Origin of the sequence: Thermoanaerobacterium xylanolyticum LX-11 (genome assembly GCF_000189775.2) — a bacterium.
In the GTDB taxonomy this organism is placed as follows: domain Bacteria; phylum Bacillota; class Thermoanaerobacteria; order Thermoanaerobacterales; family Thermoanaerobacteraceae; genus Thermoanaerobacterium; species Thermoanaerobacterium thermosulfurigenes.
Window position 1 is genome coordinate 578,669 of sequence record NC_015555.1, and the last position, 19,776, is coordinate 598,444.

Here is a 19,776-nt window from a genome sequence, read left to right on the forward strand (position 1 = left end):
GAAATGTATGACTGACTTGCAAAATAGTGTTGAGATAAATGGTGTAAAAAACAAAATACAAAGATATTTAGAAAAACCAATTGCAAGAAGTATATTACCAGTGATAGGGCTGGTAGTTGTACTGGTTATTTTTACCATGTTAACAGGTGGTAAAATTATAAGCCCAATAAATATAACATTATTACTTGATGAAGTATACGTATTGATGATTGCTTCAATTGGAGTATTTTTTATCATGACTATGGGATGCCTTGATTTTTCTCAAGGATCTATACTTGGAATTGCATCGATAGTATTTTCTTATCTATCTGGTTTTAATATTTTATTGGCGATTGTAGGTGCAATTATTGCAGGAGCGATTATTGGGGCAATAAATGGTTTTTTTCACGTGAAGCGTAAAATACCTTCATTTATTGTCACAATATGTACAATGTTTTTGTTTCGTGGGCTTATTGCGTATTTGACGACGAATTCACCTGTTTATGCGATAAGTGACATTTTAAATTATAATACAGTAACAGTTAAATTAATATCAACAGTGGCAATTTTGCTAATTGCTTTTTTGGTTTTTCACTTTACTAAGTTGGGAATCTATCTAAAAGCAATTGGTGCTGGGGAAATTGGTTCAAGATTTGCTGGAGTAGATGTTGATAAGATCAAATGGATAATGTATATAGTAGCTGGAATGATTACGGGATTTGCAGCATTCATAAATGTTGTTGAGGTTGGATCTGTAACAGCATCAGGTGGAAGCATGTTTGAGACAGAAATTTTAATTGCATTAGTTTTGGGAGGATTGCCAATCACAGGAGGTGTTATGGCGCGTTTTTCAAACATCATTACAGGTGTACTGACATATAAAGTTTTATCTGCAGGATTAAATATGATAGGTCTTACAACTCAAACTCAACAATTAATAGAAGGCGTTATATTCTTATTGGTTGTGGCATTGTTCAGTGATAGAAAATCATTGCATATTATTAAGTGATTTAAAAATGCGATTTTCTTGGAGATTAAGCTTTAATTAGCTTTTAAAGATTTAAGCAAAAATCTTAAATAAATCCAAAGGAGTGATTATTGTGTACAAAGATGAAAGACCCAGGATAGGCTTTTTAGGCATTATGCAGGAGTTATATGATGATATGTTGCCAGGTATCACCGAAAGGCAAGAGATGTATGCACAACAAGTTATAAACAGGTTAGGTGATATTGCTGATTTTTATTTCCCTGGTGCCGCTAAAAATAGAAATGATATAGAGAGGATAGTTAAAGAATTCAATGATAAAGATCTTGACGGAATAATGATCGTCATGCTGACTTACGGGCCAGCTACAAACCTTGTGAATGCTCTAAGAAATAATAGACTTCCAATTATGCTGGCAAATATACAGCCAGAAAGCACTGTGACAGGTGATTGGGATATGGGAGACTTAACGTATAATCAAGGTGTTCACGGTGCACAGGATACTTCAAATATTATTCTGAGAATGGGTATAACATGCCCAATCATAACTGAAGATTGGCATTCTGATGCGTTTAAAAATTTTGTGAATGACTGGGCTAAAACTGTAAAGACAGTAAAAGCATTGAGGAATATGAAGATTGCACAATTTGGAAGAATGCACGGCATGTATGACATAATGGGTGATGATGCAGCTTTTACAAGGAAAATAGGGCCGCAAATAAACCAAGAGTATATTGGCCAAGTTTTTAGATATATGGAAGAAGCTACGAATGAAGAAATTGACAAAGTAATAGAAGAAAACAAGAAGAACTTTTATATAGATCCTAAATTAAGTGAGGAGAGCCACAGGTATGCTGCAAGGATTCAAATAGGATTTAAGAAATTGCTTGAGGAGAAAGGATACGCTGGCTTTAGCGCTCATTTTGATGTGTTTAAAGGCGATGGAAGGTTTAAACAGATACACATGATGGCGGCATCAAACTTGATGGCAGAAGGATATGGCTATGCGGCAGAGGGTGATGTAGTTACAGCAAGCTTGGTGGCAGCAGGTCATGTTTTGATAGGCGATGCACATTTTACCGAGATGTATGCGATGGATTTTAAGAGAAATTCAATTTTGATGAGCCACATGGGAGAGGGCAATTGGAAGATAGCCAGGAAGGATAGACCTATAAAATTAGTCGATAGAGAGCTTGGAATAGGAAAGCTTGATAATCCTCCAACAGTGGTGTTTATGGCTCAACCAGGTATTGCGACACTGGCATCATTAGTCTCCTTGGAAGGGGAAAAATATAGACTTGTCGTCTCAAAGGGAGAAATTTTAGATACAGAAGAAGCAAAGAATATAGAGATGCCTTATTTCCATTTTAAACCTGATAATGGAGTTAGAGAATGCCTTAATGGTTGGCTTAAAAATGGTGGTACACATCATCAATGCTTGACATTAGGTGATGCTACTAAAAGATGGAAGCTTTTATGCGAATTATTAGATATCGAATATGTTGAAGTGTAAAGGAGTTGGTGACATGGCAAAATTTTCAATAGGTATTGATTATGGTACAGAATCCGCAAGGGCGTTGCTTTTAAATCTTGAGACAGCAGAGGAAGTAGCTTCTTCGACTATGAACTATCCACACGGTGTGATGGATGAGAAGCTTCCAGATGGGACAGTATTGCCGCAGGATTGGGCATTAGAGCATCCTGATGATTATATTGAAGTTCTAAAAAAGATAATTCCAGATGTGATAATAAAGTCTGGAATAAATAAAGATGATGTGGTGGGGATTGGCATAGACTTTACGGCATGTACGATGCTTCCTATAAAAAAAGATGGTACGCCGTTGTGCGATTTACCAGAATATAAATCAAATCCACATGCGTATGTCAAACTATGGAAGCATCATGCAGCACAGCCTGAAGCAAATATGTTAAATAAAATTGCATCTGAAAGAGGCGAGGATTTCTTAGCAAGGTATGGTGGAAAGATTTCTTCCGAATGGCTGATACCGAAGATATGGCAGATTTTAAATGAGGCTCCAGATATCTATGAAGAAGCAGATAAATTCATAGAAGCGACTGATTGGGTGATATTGAAGCTTACTGGCAATGAGAGGAGAAATAGCTGTACTGCAGGTTATAAAGCTATTTGGCATAAGAGAAAGGGGTATCCTTCAAAGGAATTTTTTAAGTCATTAGATGAAAGGCTTGAAAATGTAGTAGATGAAAAGCTATCAAGAGATATATATCCTTTAGGTACAAAAGCAGGTGAATTAACTGAAGAAATGGCCGAGATGATTGGTTTGAAACCCGGCATTGCTGTTGCTGTAGGCAATGTCGATGCACATGTTTCGTTGCCGGCAGTAGGTGTAACATCTCCGGGGAAAATGGTCATGATAATGGGTACATCTATATGCCATGTAGTCTTAGGTGACAAAGAAGTCGAAGTACCGGGTATGTGCGGAGTAGTGGAAGACGGCATAGTACCAGGATTTTACGGATATGAAGCCGGGCAATCGGCGGTAGGGGATATATTTGCATGGTTTGTAGATAATTGCGTTCCAGATGATTACAAAAAAGAAGCTCAAGAAAGAGGCGTATCTGTGCATCAGCTTTTGACAGAAAAAGCTTCAAAGTTAAAACCAGGAGAAAGTGGTCTTCTGGCACTGGATTGGCTTAATGGAAATAGATCTGTTTTGGTTGATGCGGATCTTACTGGTTTGATTTTAGGATTGACTCTTAGGACAAAACCTGAAGAGATATACAGAGCTTTGATTGAGTCAACAGCATACGGTACACGTATGATAATAGACACATTTAATGAGTATGGCATAAAGATAGATGAGCTTTACGCCTGTGGTGGACTTCCTGAAAAAAATCCGATGCTTATGCAGATATACGCTGATGTGACAAATTTAGAGATTAAAGTTTCCAAGTCCAACCAGACACCTGCGTTAGGTGCAGCGATGTTTGGTGCAGTTGCGGCAGGAAGGGAAAATGGAGGTTTTGACAGCATATTTGAAGCAGCTAAAGTAATACCAAAGTTAAAAGACGAGACATTCAAGCCTATTTCAGAGAATGTGGAAATTTACGAGAAGCTCTTCCAGGAATACAAACTGCTTCATGATTACTTTGGAAGAGGTGCAAATGATGTGATGAAAAGGCTTAAAAAGATAAAAGAGGTGGTTTCAGATGTTAGAGAACCTAAAACAACGTGTATATAAAATGAACATGATGCTTCCTAAAAATAATTTGGTCACAATGACAAGTGGCAATGTCAGCGGTAGAGACCCTGAGACAAATCTTGTTGTCATAAAGCCCAGTGGAGTTTTGTACGATGACATGACACCTGAAGACATGGTAGTCGTGGATTTGAATGGTAATGTGGTTGAAGGTAAGCTAAAACCATCAGTTGATACTGCTACACATCTTTATGTCTACAGACATAGAAGTGATGTGAATGGAATTGTCCATACACACTCACCCTATGCTACAAGTTTTGCAGCACTTGGCCGGTCAATTCCAGTTTATCTTACAGCTATTGCAGACGAGTTTGGATGCGCAATTCCTGTAGGACCCTATGCCAAGATTGGTGGAGAAGAGATAGGGAAGGCTATCATAGATTATATAGGGGAAAGTCCTGCAATACTTATGAAAAATCACGGTGTTTTTACCATTGGTAATTCACCTGAAGCAGCTTTGAAAGCTGCTGTTATGGTAGAAGATACAGCGAAGACTGTGCATTTATCATTGCTTTTAGGTACACCTGATGTGATACCAGATGAAGAAGTGAAAAGAGCACATGAGAGATATATGACGAAATATGGTCAATGAAAAACATGATGTTAATTTAATGAAGGAGGATTTTGCATGATAAATATACCAGAAGTTAAACTAGGAATTGTAGCTACCAGCAGGGATTGTTTCCCTATCACTTTAAGTGAGAAAAGAAGAGATGCGGTAGTAAAAGCATGTATTGAAAAAGGCATATCTATAAGTGAAATCACCACAACTGTAGAGAATGAGATAGATGCTATGAATGCACTGAAAGAAGCTTACGATTTAGGCGTAAATGCGCTTGTTGTATACCTTGGAAATTTTGGACCTGAAGGTCCTGAAACGATGCTTGCACAAAAGTTTGATGGTCCAGTGATGTTTGTAGCCGCAGCGGAGGAGACAAAGGACAATCTTTATGATGGGCGTGGCGATGCGTATTGTGGAATGCTTAATGCATCATACAATCTGAATTTGAGAAATTTGAGGGTTTATATACCAGAATACCCAGTAGGATATGCAGATGAAATAGGTGATATGATATCAGATTTTAAAGATATTTCAAGAGTGGTACTTGGACTTAAGAAGCTAAAAATAATGAGCTTTGGTCCAAGGCCGCAGGATTTTCTTGCTTGCAACGCTCCTATAAAGCCTTTGTACGACTTAGGGATTGAGATAATGGAGAACTCAGAATTGGATCTCTTTGAGGCTTACAATAATCATAAAGATGATAAAAGGATTCCAGATGTTATAAAAGATATGGAAAAGGAATTAGGTTCTGGCAATATGTTTGGTGGGATACTGCCGAAGCTGGCACAGTATGAACTTACATTAAAAGATTGGATAGAAAAAAATATAGGTGCATCGGCATATGTTGTGTTTGCAAATAAGTGCTGGCCAGCGTTTCAGACTCAATTTGGATTTGTGCCATGCTTTGTGAATTCAAGGCTTGCAGCAAATGGCATACCTGTGGCTTGTGAGACAGACATCTATGGAGCACTTAGCGAGTACATCATAACATGCGCTACAGACTTACCAGCTACGCTTCTTGATATAAACAATACGGTGCCCAAAGATATGTATGAAAGCAATAAGGAAATTATAGGTGATTATAAAAATAGCGATCTTTTTATGGGATTTCACTGTGGCAATACCAGCAGTTGCATGATGAAAAATTTCTCTATGAAGTATCAGAGAATAATGCACAGGTTGTTAGAACCTGATAAAGAGCCTGATATAACAAGAGGAACATTGGAGGGCACAATAAGGCCTGGCGATATAACTCTGTTTAGGTTGCAAAGCACTGCAGATACTAAGCTTAGAAGTTACGTGGCAGAAGGTGAAGTACTTGATATAGATCCTATGTCTTTTGGAAGCATTGGAGTGTTTGCGGTTAAAGAGATGGCTCGCTTTTACAGGCATGTATTGATAGAAAAGAATTTTCCGCATCATGTTGGAGTCGCATTTAAACATGCAGGTAAAGTATTGTACGCTGCCATGAAGCTATTAGGCGTAGATGATGTTTCATTCAATCAGCCAGCTTCAATGTTGTACAAAAACGAGAACCCATTTAAATAAGATGTTTTTGAATTATCACCTGTTAAGATGATTTCAGGTGATAATTTTATTACCTTACTTTAAAAAATAAAATAATTGTGACGAATATTTAATAAATATTTTGTCAGATTTGAGATTTAGTTATATTTTAAGTAAGCGATATAATTATATACAGGTAGATATGATGTGAGGGAGGATGTTCAATTTTGGAAGAAAATGTGCCAAAATATCAAATAGTAAAAGATTATATTACCAATTTAATAATAAAAAACAATATAAATATAGATGATCCACTGCCAACTGAAAGTGAACTGATGGAAATATTCGGTGTAAGCAGACATACTATTAGGAAAGCTCTTGATGACCTTGAAAATGAAGGGTGGCTTTACAGAAAGCAAGGTTTGGGAACTTTTTGTGCTGATAGAAATTCTGTGAAAAGCTATGATAATAAAAATATTGCAGTTATAACGACGTATATAAATGACTATATATTCCCAAGGATCATAAAAGGAATCGATCAAATATTAGCTAAAAATGGGTATTCCATATTGCTTTTCAATACGAATAACCGCATTGAGACTGAGATGGACATATTAGAGAATGTCCTGACAAAGGATATTAGGGGATTGATTATCGAGCCTACTAAGAGTGCACTGCCCCATATCAATCTAAATTATTTTGATGAGTTAAAAAACAAAGGGATACCGTACATCTTTATAAATAGCTTTTATGAAGAATTAAATCCATCTTATATCATTCAAGATGATGAAGGCGGCGGATACATGGCGACAGACCATCTTATAAAGCTTGGACACAAAAACATAATAGGCATATTTAAAAGCGATGATAACCAGGGCCTTAATAGGTACAAAGGATATGTGAAAGCCTTAAGGGAACACAATATTAAAATCAAAGAAGACAACATAATCTTTTACACGACAGAGGAAATGAAGACAAAGCCAAGGGAAAAAATATACGAGATATACTCAAAGTGGGTCAATAAACCGACGGCTATTGTCAGCTACAACGATCAAATCGCCATGTGGATCTTAGATCCAATAAGAGAATTAGGCTACAGTGTGCCTGATGATATTTCAATCGTAAGCTTTGATGATTCTGATTATGCAGAGCTTTCCAATGTAAAGCTTACATCCATCATACATCCTAAAGAAGAGATGGGGCGGCTTGCTGCTTCGACTCTCTTTGACCTAATAAAAAAAGGGAAAAAGGCTTTTGCAAATCCTGTAAATATTCGCATAAAGCCTGAAATAAGGATTAGGAATTCTACTAAGGAGATCGAATTGGAGGAAGTGCGATGAATGATGGCACAAGGATAAAGGAGATAGAAATCTGCAGTGGTGCCTTGTATGATGTCCCGAATATATTAAACAAGATAGGTATAAATTCTAAAGTATTGATTGTGTGTGATAAAAATACTTACGAAGTTGCAGGATTGACTCTAAAAAATGTATTAGAAGATAAAAAGTACGATGTATTGTTGTGTAATCTGAATAGAAGTGGAAATTTAGTGCCTGATGAAAAAGCAGTAGGTGAAGTGTTGATACATCTTAAAGATGACTTCGAGGCTATGATTGCTGTTGGAGCAGGAACAATAAACGATGTTGTGAAATTTATAAGCAGTAGAGCGAAAATACCTTACGGCATAGTTGCAACAGCTCCATCAATGGATGGATATGCGTCATCGGTGTCGCCTCTTATTGTAAATGGCTTTAAAAGAACTTACGATGCTACGTATCCTATATTTATCATAGGTGATACTAAAGTCCTAAAAGATGCGCCTTATGATATGATTGCATCAGGTTTTGGAGATATTATTGGCAAATTCACATCATTGGCTGATTGGTATGTAAGTAGCATCATAACGGGAGAAGACTATTCTGAAGAAATCGCAGATGATGTGAAAAAGTCCCTTTATAAATGTGTAAATGTCAGCAAAAGCTTAAAAAGCAAAGATGAAAGTGCTGTGAGTAAGCTTATGGAGGCGCTAATTTTGTCAGGCATATCGATGCTTAAGTTTGGAAATTCCAGGCCTGCATCGGGTGCTGAGCACCACTTATCACACTTCATAGAAATGAGAGAGCTTTCAAACGGAGAAATTCGGCATTCACATGGCGCGAAGGTAGGCATCATGACGAAAATTGTTGTTAAACTTTACAATACTGTATTTTCTTTTGACAAAGATGATATTATTAAAATGATGAAAGAAAGAAAAAGTGAATCAAAAGAAGAGTTTGAATTTAGGATAAACAAGAACTTTGGAAGTTTATCATCTGAGGTTTTTGACGATATAGGTTATTACTATTTGGATGAAAATGAGAGAAAGATGAGACAGGAGAGGATTTTGGACAACTGGGATATGATGCGGAAGTGGGTATCAGAAAATGTGCCGACGGTGGAGTATGTGGATGAGCTTTTAAATGATGCTGGTGCACCAAATGATATTGTCTATCTTGACCTTAAATATGATGAACTTAAAGATGTTTTGTTGAATGCAAAAGAGGTAAGAAAGAGGTACACGATATTAAGGCTTGCTGAAGACATAAATATAGATAAGATATTTGACATAGCGCTAAAGAATTGAGGCATAAAGCTCTCAATTCTTTATTAAATTCTGCTAATTAAGCCAGAGCTTACAAGTACGATGAACCAATCCATAAGGTTAAGCTTTGCATTTCCAAATATATTTGCAATAGGATTTATGTATATGGTTGCCAATAGCGTTGCGATAGATATTGTTACAGATGGCAACAATAATTTATTTTGAGATATTGGTGTAGGCATTTCGGCGCGTCTTGCGTCAAATACGTTAAACATCTGTGCCATGACTAAGTTTGAATATGCCATAGTTTTGGCGATGACGGGATTTCTAAACGTTTCTCCGTATTTAAAGGCAAATAGCGTCGTAAATCCTATTAAAGAACCTCTTTTGAGTATGTAGTTATATAATTTGTTGTCAAGCAGTTGGGTATTTTCATTTTTTTTAAGTTTTAATGCTGATGGTTCTACGCCTAATGCCAGTGCAGGTATTCCTTCAGTTACAAGATTTATGCTTAAAATCTGACTTGATGTCAGTGGCATATCCATACCTGTCATTGATGCCATGGCTAAAGCTATGATTTCGCCAACGTTTCCTGACAAAACGTACCTTAGAAATTTTTTTATGTTTTCGTTGATGCCGCGACCTTCTTTTATAGCCATGACAATTGTTGTGAAATTGTCATCAGCCAATGTTATATCAGAGGCGTTTCTTGTAACGTCTGTTCCGCCTTTACCCATTGCTATACCTATATTCGCTTCTTTTACTGCTGGTGCATCGTTGATGCCATCTCCTGTCATGGCAACGATGTACCCTTTTTTTCTTAAAGCTCTGACGATCTTTAGCTTGTGGTGGGGAGAAGTTCTGTAAAATATGTTTACGTCATCTATAAGGTTTATTAACTCATTGTCATTCATTTTATCAAGTTCTTGACCAGAAATTGCTTTTTTGTCCTTTAAAAGTCCGATTCTCTCTCCTATTGACATAGCAGTGTTTTTTTGGTCTCCCGTTATCATGACAACATTAATTCCATTTTTCAAGCATTCTTCAATAGTATTTTTAACTTCATCTTTTGGTGGATCTTCCATGCCTATAAGACCAGCAAATATAAAATCACTGTCAACATTGTTGCCTTCATCGTTTAAAATCTTGTAAGAAACAGCTAAAACTCTTAATGCTTTGTTAGACATTTCATCGTTATGTTTTATGAGCTTGTTTTTGTTTATTTTCCCTAATTTTATAGCTTTGCCTGCTCTTAAAAAGTAGCTGCATTTATTTAAAATCACATCAGGAGCACCCTTTGATATGGCCAATTTGCATGAAACAGCATCGATTACGACAGTCATGAATTTGCTTGATGAGTCAAAAGGTATCTCATCAATTCTTTCGTATTCCTTACTTTCAATGCCAGCTTTTGAAGCTGCAACGATTATAGCACCTTCTGTTGGATCACCAGATACTGCCCAATCGTTTCCTTTTTTAATTAATTTTGAATTGCAGCACATAGCACTGTATTGCAAGATTGAATATAGGTCTTTATCATCTTTTGGGTTTATCTTGACATTGTCACTATAAAAACTACCTATTGGTGTATACCCAATTCCTGATATAGTCCATACTTTGTCAAGGGTTCGTATTTCTTTCACTGTCATCTCGTTTTTTGTAAGTGTTCCAGTTTTATCAGTACATATAACATTGGCTACTCCCAATGTTTCTACAGAATTAAGTTTTCTCACTATAGCATTTCTTTTTGCCATTCGCTGTACACCATAAGCTAAAGCTATTGTCACAATAGTAGATAAGCCTTCCGGTATGGCTCCTATTGCAAGGCTTATGCCTATTCCGAGCATCTGTGAAAAAGATTTGCCTCTTATTATTCCGCTTAAGAAAATGCTGAAGCTGATTGCTATGATTGCTATTGTTATGTTTTTTCCTAAAATTTCAAGGCTTTTATTAAGCGGTGTTGAAGTATTTCTTTCTTCGTTTAACATTTTTGCAATTTTGCCTATTTCTGTTGACATTCCGGTTGAGACTACGATAAGCTTGCCGTATCCTTTGGTTATGCTTGTTCCCAAGTAAGCCATGTTTTTTCGTTCAGCTAATGGAATATCATCCTTTAATATCACCAAATCGTGTTTTGATGATGGGTGTGACTCACCTGTTAAACAGCTTTCATCAGTTTCTAAATTTTTACTTTCCACTATGCGAGCATCGGCGGGTACAATATCTCCTGGTTTTACAATCACTACATCGCCTGGTACAAGTTCTGATGAGCTTAACAATGAAATTTTACCGTCTCTTAAAACAGATGATCGGGGTGATGTCAACTTGTGTAGCGATTCTAGAGATTTTTCGGCATTGTACTCTTGAAGCACGCCAAGGCTTGACTCTAATATGACAATCGATATTATCACAATAGAGTCAGCTACATCCCCAATCAAAAAAGAAATGCCTCCAGCAAAAAGAAGTATCTTAAAAAGGTAGTTGTTCACCTGATTTAGCATCATTTTAAAAAAAGATGGTTTATTACCGTTTATCAGTTGGTTTAAACCGTATGTACTTAATCTTTTTTTAGCTTCAACTGTTGATAGTCCATAGTCAATATCTGTGTTTAGAGCTTTCTCTATTTGCTTTTTTGTCATGATGTGCCAAGGGTATTGAGCTTGCTGTTTGATAGGAAAATTATCTTTTGTATTCCTTATATTGAATTTTATCTTGTATATTTCTTTCTTGATGTCTTCGACTTTTAAGCTTTCGTCAAAAGTAATGATGATGTTTCCGGTCATTGGGTTAGCTGTTACACTTAGTATTCTGCTTTTGAGAGATAGATTTTTTTCCAGCCTTTTTGCCAACAATTCATTTCTGTATAGGCCGCTTACGGAAAATCGGATTCGCTTTGTATATGATGTATATTTTCTTATGAGTTCCATCTTCATACCTCCAGAACGTTTTATAATAAAAATATTTTGTCCAAAATTTTTTATTTCACATAAGGAAAAATTTTGAATGATGACAGCTTTCGATGACTTTTATTAATATTATTTGTAAATGCCGGTTAAAATAAATAAAAATAGACAGGAGGTCTTTAAGATGAGCAAAGAGTTTTGGATTGGTGTAGGAGCATTGGGAATAGCACTTTTATTGGCGAAACCGGCAAAGAAATTAGCAGTAGGGCTTGTAGGTACTGCTATGATTCTTGCCGATAAAGGCAAAGAATTGGCTATAAATGTGAAAGAAGAAGTAGAAGACATAATAGCCGAAGCCCAGTATCAACATACTCAATCAAAAATAAAGACACAGCCTGAAACAGCAGATAATCCCTCATAAGAGGGATTATGCATGTATTGGAGGTTTGACATGATAAGAGAGATTTTTTCGTTGCCTGGATTAGCGCGGCTAAGCTTTGATGCACTTTACAAAGATAAATCCCTTGAAAAGAAGATAAATCACTATTTAAAAAGCTCTAAAGGAATCAAATATGTAAATGCCAGCAGCATTACTGGAAAAGTGCTTGTAAAATACGAAGGCAGGACATTAGGAGAAATAAAAAGAGAAATCATAAATGCGATTTTCAAAGATGATGTAGATGATAATGTAAAGCCGTATGAACCAGAAGATCTGCCATTAAAGACTCAATTTGTGATGGTAGCTATGCCATTAGCTGCTACGATTTACACCGTTTTAAAGCGCATATTCGCTGGCAAATCACCGTTAAGCGGCCATTATGGGCTATTAAGCATATCATCAATTGTGTCGATTGTTGCTGGATATCCAATATTTAGAAGTGGCATAAATACGCTGCTTAAGGAACGCAAAATAAATGGCGATTTGATGATAACAATTGCTACTACCATAATGCTTTTTATAAGAGAAAGCATATTGGGGCTTGTGGTTATTTTTCTCGTCAATTTAAGTGTCTTTATTCACTCTTTAAACATACACTATAATAAGAAAGCATTAGAAAGCTTCCTTAGATTAAAACCGGGGAAAGTGTGGATGGCATTAGAGGGAAGAGAAATAGAAGTACCTGTAGAGGAACTTAATGAAGGCGATGTGATTTCACTTAAAAAAGGTGATGTGGCGCCGTTTGAATGCGAAGTAGTAGAAGGCAGTGCAATCGTAGATGAAAAGTATATACGAGGAAAAGTAAAATACGTCAAAAAGCAAAAAGGTGATAAAATAATTGAATCATCATTGCTTATTGATGGGGAAGTAAAGGCCAGAATAACTGACATTGAGGCAAACGAGAGCATAGAAGATCTGTACAAAATTGTGGAATTAGAATCAAGGGAGAAATATATTACAAATACTGCTGACGTATATATTAACAAAGTTATACCGCTGTCTTTTTTCATTACAGGTTTTGTGTCATTTTATACAAAGGATATATTGAAGGGAATATCATCAATGCTTGTTTTATGCCCATGTACTTTTGCACATGGTTCTACTGGTGTCTATGGTATAGCTGTCAAAAATGCGGCAAAGAGAGGCATATTGATAAAAAGTTCATCTGCAATCGAAAATATGGCAAAAGCTGATATGCTGATTTTTGATAAAACGGGAACACTTACGGAAGGCAGACCTATTGTAAGTGAAATTTTGCCGTCATCAAGTACTGACAAAAATCATATACTAAAGATAGCCGCGTCTGCAGAATATGGTGTCGTACATCCTGCAGCATTGTCTATAATTAAAAAAGCAGATGATATGGGGATAAAGGTTGAGGATTTTTCTCATGGAAAAGAAGTCAAAAGCATGGGTGCTTTTGCTTGTGTAGATGGGAAACAAATGTATGTTGGCAATGAGAGGTTTATGGAGATAAACAATATTGATTTACATGATGTAGAAAATCTCAGTAATGTTTTAAAAAGCTTAAACAGAGGTGTAATATACGTCGCTGTTGACGGGAATGCTATTGGAGTCATTGGAATGAAAGATGTGCTTAAGAAGAAGAGCAAAGCTGCAGTAGAACTTGTACGTTCATTAGGCTTTAACGATGATAGTATTTATATTTTATCAGGTGATGACAAGGAGCCGACAGATAGAGTGGCTTATGAATTAGGTATAGTTAATGCGTTTAGCAGTGTATCGCCTGATGAGAAGAAGAATTTTGTAAAAAGGCAAAAATATGATGGTAAAACTGTCGTAATGGTCGGCGATGGACTAAATGATGTGAAGGCCATGAGAAGTGCCGATGTTGGAATTATTTTAGGAAGACCCATAAGTAAAAAGATATTAAAAGCGCTTGATGTTGCTGTAATCGACGAAAATCCTTTAAAAATACCGTATTTGATAGAGCTATCAAGGTATTCAAAGGAAGTGATAAAGCAAAATCATGTTATAGCATCAACAATGAGCTATATAGAATACGTAATGACGCTTTTTGGTAAAGTAAATCCATTTACGGCAGCAATGCTACACAGCATGAATCAATTAATCGTGTTGGCAAATTCTATTAAAGTTTATAAATATTCATCAAGGAGGATTATTTCTGATGGAAGAAATGAAAAAAAGATTCGAAGAAGCTTCGAAAGTTTTAAGACAGACGGTTGACATATCTTTTGCAGAGTATTCAAAAGATAAATCAACTAAAAATGAAATTGTAAAATTGTGGCAAGAAACAATTAATGATTTTTTACAGTATGCTGTAAAGATGAGCGAAAAACACCAAGCTAAAGAATTGTATAAATCTATTGCAAGGACACTCATTTTTGGAAAATAGCGATTTAATAATATATTTTTTTCGGGATAAAATAATAGAAGAACCTATGAAGGGAGGAAACTTCAATGGGTATCGCTAAAACTTTAGGAAGTAGAAGCTTTTTCTGGGGAATTGGTGTTGCTGCATTAAGTTATATTTTATTTCCAAAAGCAAAGGAAAAGGCAAAGCCAGTTCTAATAAATGGTGTAAAAAGCACTTATGATATGGCTGATAAGGCATCTTTTGTAATCAATAAAGGCAAAGACAGAATAGCAAAAATGTTTAATGACAATGATAGAGACGGCGTCGAAGGTGAAAATTTATACCAAAGCGAAATAGACAGTTTAGAAAAAGAGAGAGAAAAGGCTATAAAAGAAGTAAATGAGCTTAAAAGCAGGATAGAGATGTTAGAAGGTGAGTTAAGCAGATTAAAAACTGCTGAATGATTATAAAACCCAACTAAACGTTGGGCTTTTTTTTTAGTGTAATCCGAATTATTGATAATCTTTTGTATTATATCCTATTTTTTTAACAGTAAAGTTTATTATATATTCCGCATCATTTATGGCTTTAAGTACATCACTTTCGTTTATTTCAATTTCAAATGGATATCTTGGCTGCACACCATATACTGTAAGGCTTGAGCAAAACTTACTTATTTCATCGAAATCATTGTCAATACTTGAACACGTTTTGCAAAGCAATCTTAAATCATGAGTTCGCAATGGTTCAACATCGTGATAAATTAAATATGCTTTTAAAACTTTTTCTACAGCTTGTTGACAATGGTAACATATAATTTCAAATGGAGCTGGGTGCATGTTTAAAAGAAATTTTGCGCTAGAGAAGTCCTTATTTGAAAAGTCAAGCCATTCTTTTACTATGTCTATTTTTTTCATATAATAATACCCCATCTCTTGCAATTTTTCTTTCAAGCGTAGGTAAGCGTCTGCGACTATTAAAATCGCTTGATTTAGTCACAATTAGATCAACAGGTCTTGTCTGAACTTTATATAATAAATCGCCTAAAAGCTGCATAGCTTCTATTGGTCGAATACTGTTGTCAGGTACAATTACAAATATGTCATAATCACTTTCTTCTGATGGTGTTCCATAAGCATATGAGCCAAAAAGATATATTTTATCAGCATCAATATTACTGAGTATTAGATTTTTAATAATTTCTAGCTCGTCTTTATTTTGAATATTCATTTAATCACCTGCTATTTTTCATAATCACTATTATTATTTGACAGTCTAAATAGATATTATGACGATTTAATAATGCCCTCTATAAACATTATAGAATACAACTGTACTTGAAGCAAGCAAATAAAATTATCAAATAGGAATTTCCATAAAACCCAACTAAACGTTGGGCTTTTTTAGTGTAAATTAACTTTATTAAAATATTGAAAAAAGTTAAAGAATGTAGTATCATGTTATTAAGATGACAATGAATATGAAAGGAATGTGTACTATGGATGCTAATATAGCTTCACTAAAAATTGAAGAACTGCTTATATATGCTTTGAAGCACGGCATGATAGAAGGTACAGACTATATCCAATGTCGCAATTCATTGATGGATTTGTTTGAGATACAGGAGCCATACAATGGCATTGTAGATGATGTAGATTTAGACGATCCACATGATATTCTCAATTCTCTTTTAGATTATGCATACGAAAAAGGTTTTTTCAAGGAAAATACGATTACAAATAGAGATCTTTTTGATACGAGGATTATGGGTTTATTGATGCCGAGACAGTCTGAAGTTATAAAAAAATTCGATGATATAAAAAGGGTATCAGGTATTGAAAAAGCTACAGACTATTTTTACAGCTTATCAAAGGATTCATATTATATACGGATGGATAGAATTGCGAAAAATAAATATTGGAGGACGGATACAGAATACGGCAGTTTGGAGATTACAATTAACCTTTCAAAACCTGAAAAGGACCCAAAAGACATAGCGGCAGCTAAAGCATTAAAAGAGACAAATTATCCTAAATGCCTTTTGTGCCTGGAAAATGTTGGATTTAGCGGTAACTTAAATCATCCAGCAAGACAAAATCACAGGGTAATACCAGTAAAGGTTGCTGGAGAGCAGTGGTATTTTCAGTATTCGCCTTATGTTTACTACAATGAACATTGCATATTGTTTTATGAAAAGCATGTGCCAATGCAAATATCAGAAAAGACGTTTATCAGATTGTTGGACTTCATAGATCAGTTTCCACACTATTTTATAGGTTCTAATGCTGATTTACCGATAGTAGGTGGTTCCATCTTATCCCATGAGCACTTTCAAGGTGGGCGCCATGTATTTCCTATGGAGGAAGCAAAGGTAGAAGAACATTATAGAAATGAAATGTTTAAAGATTTAGATGCTGGAATATTGAAGTGGCCTCTATCAGTCATAAGGCTTTCAAGCAAAAATAAAGAAGAATTGATTGATGCGTCATCCATGATTTTAAGAGAGTGGAGAAATTACAGCGATCCATCTGTTGATATAATTGCTTATAGCACAGTTGGTGGTGAGAAGGTACCGCATAATACAATAACACCTATTGCGAGGAAAAATGGTGATGGCGCTTATGAGATGGATTTAGTCCTGAGGAACAACCGTACTACTGATGAGTACCCTTATGGTATTTTTCATCCACATGAGGAACTTCACCATGTAAAGAAGGAAAATATAGGGCTTATTGAAGTTATGGGGCTTGCTATTCTTCCTGGAAGGTTAAAAAAAGAACTTGATGAGATAGAAATGATATTATCAGGTAACAGAAAATACGACAAAAAAGAGATTTCTGCAGATGATCCGCTTTTTAAGCATGTACCATGGATTGATGGGCTTGTAAATAAATACGGTGTGAATCTTAAGAGAGAAGAGGCAGAAGTTGTACTAAAAGATGAGGTAGGTGAAATTTTCTTAAAAGTGCTGCTGGATGCAGGCGTATTTAAGCGTGATGAGAAGGGAAAAGAGGCATTTGATAAGTTTTTAGATAGTATACATTTTAAAAAAATTTAACAAAGGAGAGGAATTAAATGGCAACAAAGATTGTGGAAGAATTTAAAAGAATCTATGGAAGTAGCGAAGGGGTAAGATTATTTTACTCGCCAGGCAGGGTAAATTTAATAGGGGAACATACAGATTACAATGGCGGATATGTATTCCCATGTGCTCTTGACTTTGGAACGTTTATGGCCATAAGAATGAGAGATGATGGAAAGGTACGCCTTTCTTCACTAAACTTTGATCTTAAAGTCGAGGTGGACATAGACGAATTAATCTATGATAAAAAAGATGATTGGGCAAATTATCCAAAAGGCGTCTTGAAAGTTTTGCAAGATGAAGGTTATAAGCTAAGAGGGTTTGACGCCTTGTACGAAGGGAATATACCAAATGGAGCAGGGCTTTCTTCTTCTGCATCGATAGAGCTTGTGACTGGTGTTGCTATGAATGAAATTTTAAATTTGGGGATTGATAGGGTTGTATTAGTTAAAATGTGTCAAAAAGCTGAAAATAATTTTGTCGGCGTCAATTGCGGTATAATGGATCAATTTGCTGTAGGAATGGGCAAAGCCGACTATGCTATATTTTTAAAATGTGATACAATTGATTATAAATACGTTCCACTTAAATTAGATGGTTACAGGATAGTTATATCAAATACAAATAAGCGAAGGGGGCTTCAAGATTCTAAGTACAACGAGAGAAGGAGTCAGTGCGAGGCTGCATTAAGTTACCTTAAGAAAAAATTGGATGTAGACAATCTTGGACAGGTTACACTGGAAGAATTCGATAGATACAAATACTTGATACCAGATGATGTGTTAGTAAAGAGGGCAAGACATGTTGTGACAGAAGATGAGAGAGTTTTGGATGCTGTTGAAGCGTTAAAAAATAATGACATTAAACGATTTGGTCAATTGATGGTACAATCTCACAATTCGTTAAGGGATGACTACGAAGTTACCGGCAAGGAATTGGATGCTTTAGTCGATGAAGCGCTTAAATTAGATTACGTTTTAGGCTCCAGAATGACAGGTGCAGGATTTGGTGGATGTACCGTAAGCATTGTCAAAGAAGAATTTATAGAAGATTTCATTAAAGAAGTGACGAAAGGGTACAAAGAAAGAATAGGTTATGAGCCATCAATATATGTGACGGGTGTAGGAGACGGAGCAAAAGAAATAAAATAGAAAGGGGTATATATTGTATGTCTATTTTAGTGTGCGGTGGCGCTGGATATATTGGCAGTCATACTGCATATGAGCTTTTTAAAAGAGGAGAAGATGTAATAGTAGTTGACAGCTTGATAACAGGCCATGAAAAAGCGGTAATTGGAGGCAAGCTTTACGTCGGCGATATTAGGGACAGCGAATTTATGGACAAAGTTTTTGAAGAAAATGACATAGAAGCTGTCATTGATTTTGCGGCATTTTCTCTTGTAGGCGAAAGTGTTGGCAAGCCGTTGGATTACTATGAAAACAATGTTTATGGGACGATGTGCTTACTTAAAAAAATGGTTAAATACGGCGTTAAAAAGATAGTTTTTTCATCAACTGCTGCCACATATGGAGAGCCTGAAAGAGTTCCGATAAAAGAAGATGACAAGACATTTCCTACAAATCCTTATGGCGAAACTAAACTGGCTGTGGAAAAGATGCTTAAGTGGTGTGACAATGCTTATGGGATAAAGCATGTTGTGCTTAGGTATTTTAATGTGGCTGGTGCCGATGAAAGTGGCGTCATAGGAGAAGATCACAATCCGGAAACACATCTTATACCGCTTATATTGCAAGTGCCATTAGGGAAAAGAGATTTCGTAGAAATCTACGGTGATGACTACGATACAAAGGATGGCACTTGTGTAAGAGATTATATACACGTTACCGATCTTGCCGATGCCCACATCTTAGCATTAGATAAGCTAAGAAGGGATAGTAGCAGTGCAATATACAATCTGGGAAACGGAGAAGGATTTACAGTGAAGGAAGTTGTTGAAACAGCGAGAAAGGTAACCGGACATCCTATACCAGCAAAAATTGCTGCAAGGCGACCAGGAGATCCTGCAAAATTGGTAGCATCATCGGACAAGATTATAAATGAGTTGGGTTGGAATCCTAAGCATAATTCACTTGAGGAGATTATAGAGTCTGCGTGGAAATGGCATAAATCAAATCCTTATGGATTTGGAGACAAATAGAGGT

Annotated in this window: 17 protein-coding genes; 14 read left to right on the forward strand and 3 right to left on the reverse strand. The window is 35.9% G+C overall.

All coding sequences use genetic code 11. From position 1 onward, the window contains the following. Positions 1-7: 7 nt before the first annotated feature. The 7 genes from THEXY_RS02900 (at position 8) to THEXY_RS02930 (ending at position 8,894) form a co-directional block, all read left to right on the forward strand. The gene (locus THEXY_RS02900; protein ID WP_013787355.1) at positions 8-988 is read left to right on the forward strand and encodes an ABC transporter permease; all 981 of its coding nucleotides are present in this window, start codon (positions 8-10) and stop codon (positions 986-988) included. A 91-nt stretch (positions 989-1,079) separates the two neighbouring features. Beyond that, positions 1,080-2,477: an L-fucose/L-arabinose isomerase family protein gene (locus THEXY_RS02905; RefSeq protein ID WP_013787356.1), complete on the forward strand. Its 1,398-nt coding sequence runs from the start codon at positions 1,080-1,082 to the stop codon at positions 2,475-2,477. Positions 2,478-2,490: 13 nt separating this feature from the next. Beyond that, positions 2,491-4,185, forward strand: a complete 1,695-nt coding sequence (locus THEXY_RS02910) for a ribulokinase (RefSeq protein WP_013787357.1) — start codon at positions 2,491-2,493, stop codon at positions 4,183-4,185. Beyond that, positions 4,154-4,795: an L-ribulose-5-phosphate 4-epimerase gene (locus tag THEXY_RS02915; RefSeq protein WP_013787358.1), complete on the forward strand. Its 642-nt coding sequence runs from the start codon at positions 4,154-4,156 to the stop codon at positions 4,793-4,795. Before THEXY_RS02910 ends, THEXY_RS02915 begins: the two co-directional genes overlap by 32 nt. A gap of 36 nt (positions 4,796-4,831) precedes the next feature. Further along, positions 4,832-6,313, forward strand: a complete 1,482-nt coding sequence (locus THEXY_RS02920; protein WP_013787359.1) for an L-fucose/L-arabinose isomerase family protein — start codon at positions 4,832-4,834, stop codon at positions 6,311-6,313. Between the two features lie 185 nt (positions 6,314-6,498). Then, positions 6,499-7,611 (forward strand): GntR family transcriptional regulator, encoded by a 1,113-nt coding sequence (locus THEXY_RS02925; protein ID WP_013787360.1) that lies wholly within the window; start codon positions 6,499-6,501, stop codon positions 7,609-7,611. Beyond that, the gene (locus THEXY_RS02930) at positions 7,608-8,894 is read left to right on the forward strand and encodes a sn-glycerol-1-phosphate dehydrogenase (RefSeq protein ID WP_013787361.1); all 1,287 of its coding nucleotides are present in this window, start codon (positions 7,608-7,610) and stop codon (positions 8,892-8,894) included. Before THEXY_RS02925 ends, THEXY_RS02930 begins: the two co-directional genes overlap by 4 nt. 23 nt (positions 8,895-8,917) lie before the next feature. Here THEXY_RS02930 and THEXY_RS02935 read toward each other — a convergent pair whose 3' ends face one another. After that, entirely contained in the window at positions 8,918-11,779 is a 2,862-nt protein-coding gene (locus THEXY_RS02935) for a cation-translocating P-type ATPase (protein ID WP_013787362.1), read from the reverse strand. 160 nt (positions 11,780-11,939) lie between these two features. Here THEXY_RS02935 and THEXY_RS02940 point away from each other — a divergent pair, with 160 nt between their 5' ends. The 4 genes from THEXY_RS02940 (at position 11,940) to THEXY_RS02955 (ending at position 14,996) form a co-directional block, all read left to right on the forward strand. Further along, the gene (locus THEXY_RS02940) at positions 11,940-12,176 is read left to right on the forward strand and encodes a hypothetical protein (protein ID WP_013787363.1); all 237 of its coding nucleotides are present in this window, start codon (positions 11,940-11,942) and stop codon (positions 12,174-12,176) included. A gap of 30 nt (positions 12,177-12,206) precedes the next feature. Further along, positions 12,207-14,402 (forward strand): heavy metal translocating P-type ATPase, encoded by a 2,196-nt coding sequence (locus tag THEXY_RS02945; protein ID WP_013787364.1) that lies wholly within the window; start codon positions 12,207-12,209, stop codon positions 14,400-14,402. Beyond that, on the forward strand, positions 14,344-14,571 hold the full coding sequence (locus THEXY_RS02950) for a hypothetical protein (RefSeq protein ID WP_013787365.1): 228 nt from the start codon (positions 14,344-14,346) through the stop codon (positions 14,569-14,571). The genes THEXY_RS02945 and THEXY_RS02950 overlap by 59 nt, the downstream gene beginning before the upstream one ends. Before the next feature lie 65 nt (positions 14,572-14,636). Then, positions 14,637-14,996: a hypothetical protein gene (locus THEXY_RS02955; RefSeq protein ID WP_013787366.1), complete on the forward strand. Its 360-nt coding sequence runs from the start codon at positions 14,637-14,639 to the stop codon at positions 14,994-14,996. 48 nt (positions 14,997-15,044) lie between these two features. Here THEXY_RS02955 and THEXY_RS02960 read toward each other — a convergent pair whose 3' ends face one another. Both THEXY_RS02960 and THEXY_RS02965 read right to left on the reverse strand, forming a co-directional pair. After that, positions 15,045-15,449 (reverse strand): HEPN domain-containing protein, encoded by a 405-nt coding sequence (locus THEXY_RS02960; protein ID WP_013787367.1) that lies wholly within the window; start codon positions 15,447-15,449, stop codon positions 15,045-15,047. Then, a complete protein-coding gene (locus tag THEXY_RS02965; protein WP_013787368.1) occupies positions 15,415-15,762 on the reverse strand; it encodes a nucleotidyltransferase domain-containing protein in 348 nt (115 codons plus the stop codon). The genes THEXY_RS02960 and THEXY_RS02965 overlap by 35 nt, the downstream gene beginning before the upstream one ends. Before the next feature lie 268 nt (positions 15,763-16,030). Between THEXY_RS02965 and galT the strand changes: the two genes are divergently transcribed. From galT to galE, 3 genes are read left to right on the forward strand one after another with little or no spacing between them, the layout of a single operon-like run. Beyond that, on the forward strand, positions 16,031-17,590 hold the full coding sequence (galT, locus tag THEXY_RS02970) for a UDP-glucose--hexose-1-phosphate uridylyltransferase (RefSeq protein WP_013787369.1): 1,560 nt from the start codon (positions 16,031-16,033) through the stop codon (positions 17,588-17,590). Between the two features lie 17 nt (positions 17,591-17,607). Beyond that, positions 17,608-18,765, forward strand: coding sequence for a galactokinase (locus tag THEXY_RS02975; protein WP_013787370.1), 1,158 nt, complete (start codon positions 17,608-17,610; stop codon positions 18,763-18,765). A 17-nt stretch (positions 18,766-18,782) separates the two neighbouring features. Beyond that, positions 18,783-19,772 carry a UDP-glucose 4-epimerase GalE gene (gene galE, locus THEXY_RS02980; protein ID WP_013787371.1) on the forward strand — a complete coding sequence of 330 codons (990 nt, stop codon included), beginning with the start codon at positions 18,783-18,785 and terminating at the stop codon, positions 19,770-19,772. The last annotated feature ends 4 nt before the right edge of the window (positions 19,773-19,776 follow it).